This is a genomic window from Shewanella chilikensis (assembly GCF_002836945.1).
In the GTDB taxonomy this organism is placed as follows: domain Bacteria; phylum Pseudomonadota; class Gammaproteobacteria; order Enterobacterales; family Shewanellaceae; genus Shewanella; species Shewanella chilikensis.
On the sequence record NZ_NIJM01000009.1, the window covers coordinates 57236 to 70596 of the forward strand.

Below are 13361 nucleotides of genomic sequence, written 5' to 3' on the forward strand. Positions count from 1 at the left end.
GATTAATCTCCGGCCAGTATCTTGTCCCACTCAAGGTTAGGGGAGCCGACCACGATAAAGTTGGGGTTTTCCAGCGATTCGCGCTCGTTGTAGGTTAAGGGCTGCAGCTCGGTATCCATCAACTGGCCACCGGCTTCTTCTATGATAATCTGCGCCGCCCCTGTGTCCCATTCACCCGTGGGGCCCACCCGCACATAGCAATCTGCCCTGCCCTCTGCGACCAGGCAGCTTTTGAGTGCCGCACCGCCGAGCACCACGAGTTCACAATGCTTGGGTTGGTTGAACAGCTTGAGCACAGACTGAGGATCCTGACGCCGACTGACCGCCAGGCGCAACGAATTGTCCTGCTCTTTCGGCAACTGCTTACTGTGAATTCTCAGCTCTGCCTGGAGGGTACGTTTGTAAGCGCCAAGACCTGCTATGGCGTAGTAACATACTTCAGTCATGGGCACATAAACCACACCCATGATGGGGCGGTTATGCTCAACCAGGGCAATGATGACCGAGAAGTCGCCGCTGCCGGCGATGAACTCTCCGGTACCATCCAAGGGATCTACCAGCCAGTAGCGGCGCCACTGGCTACGCTCAGAGAGGGGAATATCGGCGGCTTCCTCGGACAAAACCGGGATCTCCGGGGTCAGCGCCTTTAAGCTGCTGCAGATAATCTCATGGGCCGCGATGTCGGCCGAAGTGACAGGGGTGTTGTCTTCCTTGGTTTCCTTGCTGAAACTGCCTTGTTGGTAGATCTGGCGAATTTTCTGTCCCGCTTCCGTTGCAATGACAATAACGTGATCTATCAACTCTTCTGGCTTCATAACTACTCCAAACGCCTTCCATCGGATAAGCAAAAGTCAGTGGCCGGGTGTGGCCAATTTTTTAGGGTGACTCAGTCAGTTTCAGCTGTTTCATCGCCAAAAACAAGGCGCTGACGCTGCGTCCTTCTGAAAAATCATTCATATCCAGCAGTTCTTGCCAACGCTCCAGGGGCCAGGGAACCAGTTCTATCGGTTCAGGTTCATCGCCTTCCAGGCGACTCTCGTAGAGATCTTCGGCCAGGAAAATCTGCATCTTACTGGCGAAATACCCAGGAGCCAGGCTTAACTCTTTCAGTTTAGTCAGTTTGCGGGCGCCATAGCCTATCTCTTCCTGCAATTCACGGTTGGCGGCTTCGGCGGCTGTCTCTCCCGGGTCGATCAGTCCCTTGGGGAATCCCAGCTCATAGTTATGGGTACCCGCGGCATACTCGCTGCCCAGCAGTAACCATTCACCATTGAGAACCGGCACCACCATCACGGCGCCGCGGCTGGCGCCTTTCATCCGTTCGTAGTGGCGTTCCTCTTGATTGGAGAAACGCAGATGTACCTGTTCTATTTGAAACAGACGACTGCGGGCAACAACTTCGGTGTGCAATATTTCCGGCTTCTTCTGCCGCTCTGTCATAGAGGCCTCTGACGCTGACAAACTGAAAATGTGACTCAGGCTACAATGTTATACCAATTCACACGAAATAACAGAGCCGCGGAGTTTGTCTGGGCGGTGGGAATTTTCAGATTAGTTGACTTGGATGCAAGCGTTGGCGGGTTACCGCAGGGGTTTTAAACGGGAAAGCTCAACTGAACAAACGGCAGCCGAGAGAACCCCGGCTGCCAGCCTCTTTAAAGGCCCGGGAGCTTGCCGTTGTAATTGATAGGGAAATATCCCTGGGCATCTCGCTTGCCCAGAAATGGCAAAGCTTTTTTCAGATCTTCAGACTGAGCCTGAGTCTCACGAATGCGGGCCTTGACCTCAAGTTGTTCATTGGCTTTGAGCAGCAAGGTGCCGGCCACGCCTATGGCGTTTTTCTCTTCATCGGTCGCCAGTTGCACCTGACCGGCAACACACTGCAGGCCGAGTTCTATGTCTCCCAAAGGATACTGGCCAAACTGATTCCTGATGCCGACCCGGTTGAGAAAGACTTTGCCACTGAGCGCCTCACACCAAGGCTGCCCCTGCACCAAAGTGTCCAGCAACACTGAGATATCACCGCTTACCTGAGTGCGAAATGGCAGACGACTGCCGGCCATTAAAAACTCGACCGGAGCTTCAAAACGCAGCTTCTCGGCGCTGATACCGCCGGCAGCCAAGGTGACTTGGCCCTTGGCATTGACGGCACTGGCCCGGCTGCCCAGTTGGAAGTCCAGTTTGGCTCTGCCGGTCAGCAGCGCCCAGGGGCTGAGCTCCCAACTCAGTTGCTCCAACTGACGTTGCTGCAACTTAATCACATCGATACTGCCACTCCAGATGGTGCCGCTGACACCGCCAAGCTGCAAATTAGCCGGCAGGGGGGCCAGCGAAACCGCCAAGCGTGCAGGGAAGAGTGCCAGCATAAACGCCAGGTAGATCAGCACACAGAGTATTATTTTACTAATCAGTTTCAAGACAACACCTTACGACTGAGACAACTGGATTCGTCTAACTTTCACCATGCCAGGGCTATCACCTTCGGCCAGATCCAGGCTATCCAGCGACAAGCCTTGTTTCTGTACCAGATCACCAAGATAGGAGATCAGGCTATCGAAGGGCACTTCATCCATCCAGATCTGAATCTGTTTTCCCTGCGGTGCCATGCGGGTGATCTCCAGGTCATAGCTGGCGGCGCTCTGGGTCACCACAGTACTGAGACTCCCCTTGAGAGCCGGTCTGTCGCCGCTTTGTTTGATACCGGCAATTTTATTGGCTGTCTGTTTCACAAAGCTGAGCATCTGGGTCTGAGCATTGAGGTTACTCTGTGCCTTCTGCTCGGCATTGCTTATCGGTGTCCAGATCCCCCAATAAAGGATCCCGACAGCGACTATCACTGCCATGGCCGCGACCAATTGCTGCTCCCGCTGCGCCAGTGATTCCCACCAGTTACGCAAATTTTCCATTTATTTGCTCCTCAGGGTCAGAGTACTGGTGACCGCATTTTCAGTACTGTTCATTGCCCCACCCTCGAGATGGAATTGACGCCCGGCCAGCTCTTTGAACTGTTCTATCTGGGCGTAGCTCTTGGCCGTCACCTGCATACGGATTTCATTGCGCCCGGCATCAAATCTCAGGCTATTGGGCTTGAGATCCGGCACTTGTTTGAAAGCGCCTTCCAGTCCATCCAGCATGGCAAAAAATTCACCACCCGAACCACTGCCCTGCAGGGTTCTGAGTTGAGATTCCAGCTGCGAGCGCAGATTGACTATCCGCGAACTACCGGGAACCACCTGACGATAAATGCTTTCGCTCTGGGCCTTCAGCTCATCGGCTTCGGCCTGCATCTGATGTATGTTAAGCCCCTTGTTAATCAGGCCAAGCAGCAGAGCTATGGCGGCGACAACAGCCACCCGTTTCCAAAGCAGCAGATGCTTACTGTATTCACGCTTGGGGACATAGGGGCCGGACAGCAGATTGATAGGTGACTTGAGTAGCCCCTTGGCCAACACCAGCATGGGCATCTCCAGCGGCATCTGCCGACACTCCAGCTCTGGCCATTGAAATTCGGTATAGCAGGCCAGGCTCGGTGCCGTTTGCTGCTCTTCGAGCAACCCAGGCAGTAAGGGTTGCAGCCACTCCTTGGGCATGCTCATACCCATGCCTTCGCCGGTACGCAGCAACAGCTGATCTTCATAGGCCATCAGGGCCCAATCACAGTCTTCCCGCTCCAGAGCCAGACAATCCGGTACCATTTTACGTACCTTGAGCCCGGCCTCGTTCAGCCAGGAGATCCAGTTTTGCATCTGTTCATGGGCAACCACAGCCACACTTAGGCTCTCGCCACTGCGGGGGCCAACGACGAAGTGCAGCTCATCAACATTCTGGGCCAGGGTATCTTCAAGCAGAAAAGGCAACGCCTTGAGAGCCTGGCGTTGGCCCTTCTCCGGTAGTTCGACCGAAGTAAGCTGAATGGCACTGGCCGGCACTAACACATCGACCGGGCGATTCCCGGCTCGTTGCGTCAGGGTTGCCAGCGACCGCGCATCAACCAGCTCTCCCGAGGCAATAATCTCCTGTTCCTGCTCAGACCATACGACCCAGGCGCAGGGCGAGCCCAGGTTCTTGCCTAAACGGATAAATAAGCGTTCACTCACTATTATTCTCCACAATCCCTGGCCTTGGAGGCTTAGGGGCTTGTCCTGTTATTCTTGTCCGCCATATTGCCGGGTCAACACTTCGAGCCGATTCCCACCCACTATATGCAGCATACTTTCCAATCGGAACAGGGCATCATCCACCCTGGCCTTGGCCTCCAGCTTAAAAAACTTACTGTTGACCACAAAACTGGACTTGAGCTGATCATTCTTACTGGCAATCGAGGTTAAAGAACCCAGCGCCCAGAAATCTTCTATTTTGTCGAAGCCCCCCGCTGGGCGCTGGTTAATAATGCTTTCTGCCTCGCCTACCGAGATCTGGTTTTCCAGCATGCCGGCCAGCAGTGCAGCCTGCTCAACCTTGATGGTATTGACGTTCAACAACTGTCGGTCATTTCCCGGTATGGCGCAAACATAGGGCTTTAAAATGCGATAAGTCTCTTGGTTAAAGCCAAACACGGCCCTGAGTTCACTGCTGTGACTCATTAGCGTGTTGGCCGCCCGGTAAGGGACAACTCGCGCTTCATACTCAGCATCTTCGGCGCCAAAGGGTGAGGCTATCGAATCCTCATCCAGATAATCTTTCAGCGTATGGGTCAGACGTTCGGCACCGAATTCATCCATCCCCAAGGACTCCAGTAATCCTTTGAACTGTCTGGCGGCCAGCGACATCTTTTGCGGTTGGCCATCAGCCGCCTCTTTGCTGCTGACACTCAAGGCGTTGAGGTTAAAACAGCTGCGAAGATCGGAAATGGTGCCGCCGATTTCGCCATTTTCTGCCGGGAGAATGACATCTGCCAGTGCCCAGTATTGTTGCAAATGTACCCGACCTTCCGAGTCATCCAGATCTTGTTTTAATACCTTGCGCGCCAACTCTTCGGCCGAAATGGCATACCAGTAAGCTTGGTCATACTGCGCCAGATTCAAGGTTCTGCGCACTGATAACTGGTTGCGCCCGGTAATACTGGTCGCCAGCACGGCCACAATCGCCACTATCAGCAGCACCACTATCAGAGCAACCCCTCTTTGTTTGCCTTTCATCAGAGTTCCTCTTTACCTTGGCCTGAGTCATTACCCTCTTGGCCGTCCGACTCCTGCTGATTGCCATCGGTATTAGTGCTGCTGTTGTTATCCCCTTTGTTAGTGTCGCCACTATTATCATTCTGTTTGTCGGCTGCCGGGGCTCCAATCGGCAACAGGAATTTGCGGCTGATAACGCCTCTGTCCTCTGTCTCTATCTCTATGGCGATCGCCTTGGGTAACTTGCTGGCCTCAACCTTGCGTTGCCACTTGTCCTCGACAAAAAACGCGTATTTGACCGATAACACCTTATCCATCAATACGGTTTTAATCGGCTCGGCGCCGAATTCCGGCTCGGGGTAAGGATAGTACCAACGCTCGAGCCGACCTTCCTGCACCACATAGGCCACAGACTGCAGGCTGCCTCGTGGCAGCAAGCCTCCCGGGTTGAGCCAACCGAGACGGAAAAACACCAGCGCCTCGGATTCAGAGTCCAGAATATCGGTCCCGGTTTGAAATACTGTGCTGCCACGGCCGCCTTCCAGTAGCCTGGGAGTACGGGCCACCATCTGCCCCAGATCCCGCTCCAACACCCCAAAGCCCTGCTGCAGGTATTTGAGTTGCTGTGAAAAATCGCGGGTCACCTCGTCGTTCTTCAGCACAGTTTGTAATACGGCATTAGCTGCCAGGCCCAACATGGCGAAGATCGCTATGGCGATCAGCATCTCCAGCAGGGTAAAGCCGCTATTCCTGCTTGAGTACATAAGAGTTCACCTGAGCGATGATCCGCTCGAATTTGTCATCATCGCTGACGCTGATCCGGATCATTCGAAAATTATCATCTGTGGTCTTGACCACCTCTTTGCGCCAATACCAGGTTTGGCCGGCCAGTTCGCTGCGACCATCTTTACGTCCAAGAGCAGGAAAGCCCTTTTCCAACCTGGCATCCACCATCTGGTTATCTGCCACCCACTGTGCCAGGGTGCGCTGTTCCAGAATCGGCATATTGGCAATCTGATCGCCTATGCTCTTGGTAATGGCCACCGCAGCAATGGCAAATACCGCCAGGGCGACTATCACCTCCAGCAGCGTCATCCCCCTTTGCCGGGCAAGTTTATTCGAAATCATCGAACCTCCCCAGCTTGAGGCGCCCCAGGCTATCACCACTGACCAGTACCTCGACGGTTTCACCCAGGCTGTCGCTGGCGATAAAGCTCAGCTCGAAAGCGGTCATTTCGCCACTTGGCAGCAGCATGATCTGCGGCTCGGGAAACTTCTTTTTGTCCGCGTCCGATTCCTCGATAAAGGGCTCGTCGAACCAGGAATCCTGCTCTTCATCTTCCTGCACCAAAGGTAAGCCTTCGAGCTCGACCGACAGCGTAATGCCTTCCGGCAACTGCTTTTCGGCCAGCAGTCTGTCCTGCTCCAGCGGTTGCCATTTGTTTTCTTTAAACAGCACGAAGTGGTACTTATCCTTGTCCACCACCACTCCGATAAACTGGCCACTGAGTACAGTTTCATCCAGCACTGTCTCTGTGGCCGCCATAAATCTCTGCGCCTCACGGGTTAACTGTTGCTTGGGGCCGCTGTCCCCCATTGTCATGGTCACAGCCGTAGCTGCCAGCCCCATCAGCAGCACAACCAGCATCACTTCCAGCAGGGTAAAACCCAGTGAGCGCCTGATTTGCATCTTATTGGAAGTCTTGCAGATTCCAGTTGCCTATATCGTCTTCTGTGCCGGGTTGGCCGTCAGGGCCTGAGCTGAAGACGTCTATCTTGCCGTGTTCGCCTGGGCTCATCAGCAGATACGGATTCCCCCAGGGGTCCATAGGCAGACGCTTAACATAACCGCCGTCGCGGTAGTTACGAGGCTCAGGTGAAATGGTCGGTTTCTGGACCAGAGCTTCCAGCCCCTGTTCGGTTGTGGGGTACACGCTGTTGTCCAACTTGTACATGTCCAGCTGGTTTTCCAGTGCGACTATGTCAGATACCGCCTTTTGTTGGTCGGCCTTGTCCTTGTTACCCATCAGGTTGGGCACCACCATGGAGGCCAGGATCCCCAGGATCACTATCACCACCATCACTTCCAGCAGGGTAAAACCTTTCTGTCTGTTGTTGCTTTGCATTAACTTACTTCCTCCTAAAAAATCTCAAATGGCTGCGGTGAAATGAGACTCAGCCACTAATCATATTGTTGAGCGCCAATATCGGTTGCAAAATCGCCAGAACAATAAACAACACTATCCCGGCCATACTCACCACCAACAGGGGTTCAAACACCCCCAAGGCGATATTGACGTTGGACTCAAACTCCCTGTCCTGGTTATCTGCGGCGCGCTCGAGCATCTGCTCCAGCTCACCACTCTTCTCACCCGAGGCTATCATATACAACATCATGGGCGGGAACAGCTTGGTATTTGTCAGTGCTGCCCCCAGACTGGTTCCCTCACGCACTCTGGCCGTGGCCTCTTCCACCGCCTGACGCACCCGTACATTCAGCAAGACCTCACTGGCGATTCGCATGCCATCGAGCAGGGGCACTGAACTGGCACTGAGGATGCTCAAGGTTCGGGCAAAGCGTGACGTATTCAACCCCTTGCTGACCTTGCCCACCACAGGCAAACGCAGCAACAGCTTGTGATACTTGAGTTTGAAGGCGGGCTTGGTGAGCATCTTCTGAAACAGCAGTGCCAGCAATACTATGGCGCCCAGGACGAACAAGCCGTAATGCTGAACAAAGTCAGAGGCGGCAATCAAAAACTGGGTGGTACCGGGTAACTCCTGGCCCATATGTTCAAATTGACCAACCACTTTGGGCACTACTGCCGCCAGCAGCACGGCGATAACGCCGATAGCCACTGTGGTCAGCACTATGGGGTAGATCATCGCCTGGGTCAGCTTGGTCTTGAGTTGTTGGCGCCGCTCTGTGTAGTCTGCCAGACGATTGAGTACGATTTCCAGATGACCGGATTTTTCGCCCGAGGCCACCATGGCGCGGTAGAGATCATCAAACACGTGGGGAAACTCGGCCATGGAGTCGGCCAGCGAGTAGCCTTCCACCACCCGTGAGCGTACAGCCATCACCATGGAGGCGAGACGGTCTTTCTCACATTGTTGGCCCACGGCCTTGAGGGCCTCTTCCACCGGCAAACCGGCAGCAACCAGGGTCGCTATCTGGCGGGTGATCAGCGCCAGTTCGGCCACGGAGATCTTCTTGCGCCGCGCGAACCAACTGCCACTGCTGGCCTTGGCTTCTTTTTCGGTGACCGGGGCGATATCCAGCGGCATCAGCTTCTGTTCACGCAGCTGACTGCGGGCCAGTCTGGCGGTATCGGCTTCGATAACCCCTTTGACCTGCTTTCCGGCTTGATTGAGCGCCTTATACTCGAATGCCGCCATGAATTACTCCTCGCGGGTCACGCGCAGCACTTCTTCCAGGGTAGTGATCCCCGCCAGCACCTTGACCATGCCATCATGGCGAATGCTGGGGCTGTGCTGACGAATGTATTTTTCAATCGCCAGTTCGCCACGGCCGCCGTGAATGAGTTCGCGGACATTGTCGTCCACCAGCAGCAGTTCATGGATCCCGGTACGGCCACGATAGCCGTTATGGCCACAGCTTTTGCAGCCCTTGGCGCGATAGATCAACGCTTCTTCATCACCTATTCCCAAGAGCTCACGTTCGCGGGCATCCGGGGCATGGGCTTCCTTACATTCGTTACATAGAGTCCGCACCAGGCGCTGGGCCAGCACTCCAAGCAGACTGGAGGACACCAGGAAAGGTTCTACGCCCATGTCTTGCAAACGGGTAATGGCACCGGAAGCCGTGTTGGTGTGCAAGGTAGAGATCACCAGGTGGCCGGTGAGTGAGGCCTGCACCGCAATCTGAGCAGTTTCAAGGTCACGGATTTCCCCTATCATCACCACATCAGGATCCTGACGCAGAATGGCCCGCAATCCACGGGCGAAGGTCATGTCCACCTTGGTGTTGACCTGGGTCTGGCCTATGCCTTCCAGCTCGTATTCAATCGGATCTTCAACTGTGAGTATGTTGATGTCGTTGTGATTGATTTCGGTCAGACCGGCATAGAGGGTAGTACTCTTACCCGATCCCGTGGGGCCGGTCACCAAAATAATGCCGTGAGGTTTACGGATCAGCTCATCGAACTGGTGGCGAATGCTGTCTTTCATTCCCAGCTGTGCCAAGTCCAGATTGCCGGCGTTCTTATCCAGTAAACGTAGTACGACCCGCTCGCCGTGGCTCGATGGCATGGTCGATACCCGCACATCCACAGCGCGGCCACCGATACGCAGTGAGATCCGGCCATCCTGCGGCACCCGCTTTTCAGCGATATCCAAACGGGCCATGACCTTGATCCGCGATACCAGGAGTGATGAAAGCTTACGGTTCGGCTTGAGCACTTCCTTGAGCACGCCATCAACCCGGAAACGCACCACCAGCTGCTTTTCATAGGTTTCAATATGAATATCCGAAGCTTCCTCTTTGATGGCTTCAGACAATAGCGCGTTGATCAGTTTGATGATGGGCGCATCATCTTCCCCTTCCAGCAGATCTTCGGTCTGCGGCATCTCTTCTGCCAGGGTAAAGAGATCCATCTCATTGCCTATGTCTTCCATTAACTGCTGCGCCTCGGAAGAGTTACTCTGATAGGCCTGAGTCAGGTAGCGCTCAAACTCATTGGCTTCCAGTTTGTGCAGTGGCAGTTCCTGACCGGCGTAGCGGCGCACCTCAAACAGCACAGACAAGGGCGTTGCCTGGGTGTAATAGAGGGTTAATTGTTCCTCTTGGTTCTTGCTGAGCACCAGGCTGTATCTGTGAGCAAAGGCAAATGGCAGTCGCTCACGACTGTTTGAATGAAACAGTTCGTCACTCTCGGACTCGGCGACCAACGCCAGTTCACTGGAAACCTGAGCCAGATCGTCTGTTGGCGGCTGGACTTCACTCATCTTCTTCGCCCTGCTTGTTTTCATCCAGCGTTTTCAAGGTGGAGTCCGTCTTACGCATCTTGGTATCCAGTCCCTTACCCTGCTTGTAACGATCGAGGATTTCATTGACTTCGGGTGGCAGATATTCTTCCTGGCTCCACTCTTCCAACATGGGCACATCAGTCCTAGGCATCAGGTTAATACCACGTTCCTGCTGCTCCAGCTGCAGGGCACGGAAGTAGTTGTATTTACGGCCGGCAATGCCTTCCATGGTGACACCGTCACGGATAATGGTCGGTTTGATAAACACCATCAGGTTCTTTTTCTTCTTGCCGCTGCTGGATGACTTGAACAGATGCCCTAAAATCGGGATATCGCCAAGGAAAGGTACTTTCTGGACGCTTTCCTGTACCTCTTCATTAATTAGCCCCCCCAGCACCACGATTTGGCCAGAGTCGGCCATTACGGTAGTCGTCAGGCGGCGGGTGGCAAAGGTCACGTCCACATTGGTCTTGCCGTTGATGCCGGATACTTCCTGTTCAATGGTGAGTTTAACCGCGTTGCCTTCATTGATCTGTGGCACCACCTTGAGCTTGACCCCGACTTCCTTACGTTCAACGGTTTGGAATGGGTTACTGTTGCCATTGCTGGAGTTTTGCGCACCGGTGAGGATAGGCACTTCGTCACCGACGATGAATGAGGCTTCCTGGTTGTCCAGGGTGGTAATAGAAGGGGTCGCCAATACGTTGGAGTTGGTATCGCTGGACACAGCTTGTACCAGAGCGCCAAAGTCACCCATGGTCACACCCCAGGCCATGCCGTTTACCTTACCGAGCGCTTGGGCCAACAGGGTGATATCGCCCTTGGTGTCAGGGTTATCGGTACAGGTCAGGTTGTCACCCGAGCCGGTACAGGTCTGGGAGGCTTTGGTGTCCTGCGCATTCCAGATACCCGCACCAATTTCACCTATGGTGGGGCCCAGGTTGTTGAACTGAGTACCACCACCGGCCTCGGTGGCCCATTGGATACCAAAGCCCACATCATCCCCTTCGGCCACCTCGACTATGATGGCCTCCACCAGTACCTGGGCGCGGCGGATATCCAACTGGTTGATCACACTCTCCAGGGTGCGCATCTGATCCGGCTCGGCGCTGATCACCAGAGCATTGGTGTCTTCATGGGCCATGATATTGATTTCATTGCGGCGTTTACCGCCGGCGCTGCCTGGCGCCGGTGCTGCACCATCTTTAGCTTCCAGCTTTTGGGCAAAGCCGGTCAGCACTTCTACCAGGTCTTCGGCCTTGGCATAACGTAAATAGCGCACCTTGGTATTGCCTGTGCTGGCCTGCTCGGCATCGAGGCGATGAATAAGCTCCACTACCCGTTGACGGCTGCGTTCATCGCCACTGACCACCACGGCGTTGATCCGTTCATCGGCCACCACCTTGGGTGCTTGGCCCGGTAGCTGTGCCTGGTTGGCACTGGCACGATAGAGGGTATCTATGATCCGCACCATCTCACCGGCAGAGGCGTATTCCAAGGGTACTACCTGAACTTCGGTGTCACCCTGCTTGTCTACCCGGCGCACAATCTCCACCAGCTTATTGACCACATTGGCGCGGCCGGTGATCATCAACACATTGGAAGGATCATAGTTGACTACGTTGCCGCCACCGGCGTTGTCATTGAGCTGACGCAGCAAAGGCGCCAGCTGTTTGGCTTCTGTGTTGTACAGCGCCACTATGCGGGTCACCATCTCATCGCCAAGTCCCGGGGTATTGTCATCGGCAACCCGAATGGAAGAGGTTTTGGCGTCTTTGTCTTTAATTACCTTGATAACATTGTTTTCCAGCTCGACCACGGCATAACCGTAGACCTGCAGCACGTTGAGGAAAAATTGGTAATACTGCTCATCATTGAGCATGTCATAGCTGCGGACGTTTATTTTGCCGCGAATAGTGGGATCGACAATGATGGTCTTGTTGAGGTTTTTACCAACTATGTTGATAAACTCCTGAATATCGGTGCCTTTAAAGTTTGCCGCATATTGCTCAGACCAAGCGCTTGGCTGGGTCAGCAAGGCCGCGGTAGCTACCAGACCAGCGATAAGCTTGGTTCGAATCCGTTTATTGTTCATTATTGTGCTTTCCTCTAAACCTGCTTTATTGCGGCAAACTAAACATGATTTCAACCAACTGACCCTCGCGCTCTACCATCACAGAGACTTCGGTCAGCTCCGGCAACTGGCCCATCACCTCCAGCGCCTGACTCATATCAGTTAAATCATAACCATTGATGGATTTTGCCAGGTCATTGGGCTGGAACCCGGCATCCTTGAATAACCCGGCATCTTTGCCCGGATTGAGTCTGTACCCTTGCACTTCACCATCTTTTTGAACCGGTGAAATTGCCAGGTAATCGGTAATTTTGCTGGGATCGGCCAGCAACTCATCGCGGGAAGCCACCAACTCGCGGCCAATGTCGGCATCACGACGGTCAACCTTGGTCACGTCACCACCGCTGCGGGCTTGCTGCAACTGAGCATTGGCTTGTGACTGAGTAGTATATTGCAGGCCGTCGAGCATCAGAGTCTCGTAACGACCGGCATTGGTAATAATGATACGGTCGGCATACACCTCTTTCAGCGATGCCGAGGTGCCCTTGATCTTATCGCCCAGGCTGTAGGTTTCCTGACTGCCTTGAGATTCGATAATCGCCAGGCCTTTCTGCTCGGCGCTGGACGCCACCACCCCGGTTAACAGAATCGACAGTGACGTTTTGGGGGCATCTGTGATCATTTCAGTTGCAACTTCTTTAGGCTTGGTGCTGCTGGCGTCTTTCTTACCGAACAGCGCCAAACCATTGATGCCGCTGATGTCGACATTCTGTGATTGGGGACCTGACACCGGGGTTGGTGTCCAGTTGGCAGTCGGTTTTCCTGTCGGGATTAGTTTCCAACTAATCTGTGCCGTCAAATACAGAACCAATAGCAACAATAGCCAAAACACGGCAGTGCTGGCGGGTTTTTGCGGTATGCTGCCCGTCTTGGCGATAATCTTATCCAATAAATCCATATTTTCCGGACCCTCTAATCAGGTCTCTGTTCTGATTATAATAGTGAATGAAACCTTCGCCATGCTAACCCACACTCTTGTTTGCAACAAGACCATAACAGGGGGTTGGTTGGCGAAAATTGTACGATTATGCTACCTTTGCGCGCCTGGAAAGGGTGTGAAGCGCTCCACTGTTTAACCCTGTATTGGCGGCTTGGACAAGGGGTTTATCCCCGAGTTGTGA

The 13361-nt window shown here is 54.0% G+C and carries 14 protein-coding genes; all 14 read right to left on the minus strand.

Translation table 11 applies throughout. The annotated features are described in order from the left end of the window. Window positions 1–2 precede the first annotated feature (2 nt). The 14 genes from cysQ to gspC all read right to left on the minus strand — a co-directional run bounded on the left by cysQ (window position 3) and on the right by gspC (window position 13138). The gene (gene cysQ / locus CX651_RS05010) at window positions 3–815 is read right to left on the minus strand and encodes a 3'(2'),5'-bisphosphate nucleotidase CysQ (protein ID WP_025010653.1); all 813 of its coding nucleotides are present in this window, start codon (window positions 813–815) and stop codon (window positions 3–5) included. 61 nt (window positions 816–876) lie between these two features. Next, a complete protein-coding gene (gene nudE / locus CX651_RS05015) occupies window positions 877–1440 on the minus strand; it encodes an ADP compounds hydrolase NudE (RefSeq protein ID WP_025010652.1) in 564 nt (187 codons plus the stop codon). Window positions 1441–1655: 215 nt separating this feature from the next. Further along, complete coding sequence (locus CX651_RS05020; RefSeq protein WP_101054182.1) at window positions 1656–2417, minus strand: type II secretion system protein N; 762 nt, start codon at window positions 2415–2417, stop codon at window positions 1656–1658. Window positions 2418–2426: 9 nt separating this feature from the next. Continuing rightward, window positions 2427–2906, minus strand: a complete 480-nt coding sequence (locus CX651_RS05025; protein ID WP_101054185.1) for a type II secretion system protein M — start codon at window positions 2904–2906, stop codon at window positions 2427–2429. Continuing rightward, on the minus strand, window positions 2907–4097 hold the full coding sequence (gspL, locus tag CX651_RS05030) for a type II secretion system protein GspL (RefSeq protein WP_101054188.1): 1191 nt from the start codon (window positions 4095–4097) through the stop codon (window positions 2907–2909). A 48-nt stretch (window positions 4098–4145) separates the two neighbouring features. After that, a complete protein-coding gene (gene gspK / locus CX651_RS05035; protein ID WP_101054191.1) occupies window positions 4146–5138 on the minus strand; it encodes a type II secretion system minor pseudopilin GspK in 993 nt (330 codons plus the stop codon). Next, complete coding sequence (gene gspJ / locus CX651_RS05040) at window positions 5138–5881, minus strand: type II secretion system minor pseudopilin GspJ (RefSeq protein WP_101054193.1); 744 nt, start codon at window positions 5879–5881, stop codon at window positions 5138–5140. Before gspJ ends, gspK begins: the two co-directional genes overlap by 1 nt. Next, window positions 5862–6245, minus strand: a complete 384-nt coding sequence (gene gspI, locus CX651_RS05045; RefSeq protein WP_101054196.1) for a type II secretion system minor pseudopilin GspI — start codon at window positions 6243–6245, stop codon at window positions 5862–5864. The genes gspJ and gspI overlap by 20 nt, the downstream gene beginning before the upstream one ends. Continuing rightward, window positions 6232–6807 carry a type II secretion system minor pseudopilin GspH gene (gspH, locus tag CX651_RS05050; protein ID WP_101054199.1) on the minus strand — a complete coding sequence of 192 codons (576 nt, stop codon included), beginning with the start codon at window positions 6805–6807 and terminating at the stop codon, window positions 6232–6234. The genes gspI and gspH overlap by 14 nt, the downstream gene beginning before the upstream one ends. Window position 6808: 1 nt before the next feature. Further along, a complete protein-coding gene (gene gspG, locus CX651_RS05055; RefSeq protein ID WP_101054202.1) occupies window positions 6809–7243 on the minus strand; it encodes a type II secretion system major pseudopilin GspG in 435 nt (144 codons plus the stop codon). Between the two features lie 49 nt (window positions 7244–7292). Beyond that, window positions 7293–8516 (minus strand): type II secretion system inner membrane protein GspF, encoded by a 1224-nt coding sequence (gene gspF, locus CX651_RS05060; RefSeq protein ID WP_101054205.1) that lies wholly within the window; start codon window positions 8514–8516, stop codon window positions 7293–7295. A 3-nt stretch (window positions 8517–8519) separates the two neighbouring features. Continuing rightward, window positions 8520–10085, minus strand: a complete 1566-nt coding sequence (gene gspE / locus CX651_RS05065; protein WP_101054208.1) for a type II secretion system ATPase GspE — start codon at window positions 10083–10085, stop codon at window positions 8520–8522. Then, window positions 10078–12201: a type II secretion system secretin GspD gene (gene gspD / locus CX651_RS05070; protein WP_101054211.1), complete on the minus strand. Its 2124-nt coding sequence runs from the start codon at window positions 12199–12201 to the stop codon at window positions 10078–10080. The genes gspE and gspD overlap by 8 nt, the downstream gene beginning before the upstream one ends. A gap of 25 nt (window positions 12202–12226) precedes the next feature. After that, window positions 12227–13138: a type II secretion system protein GspC gene (gspC, locus tag CX651_RS05075; protein WP_101054214.1), complete on the minus strand. Its 912-nt coding sequence runs from the start codon at window positions 13136–13138 to the stop codon at window positions 12227–12229. Between the last annotated feature and the right edge of the window lie 223 nt (window positions 13139–13361).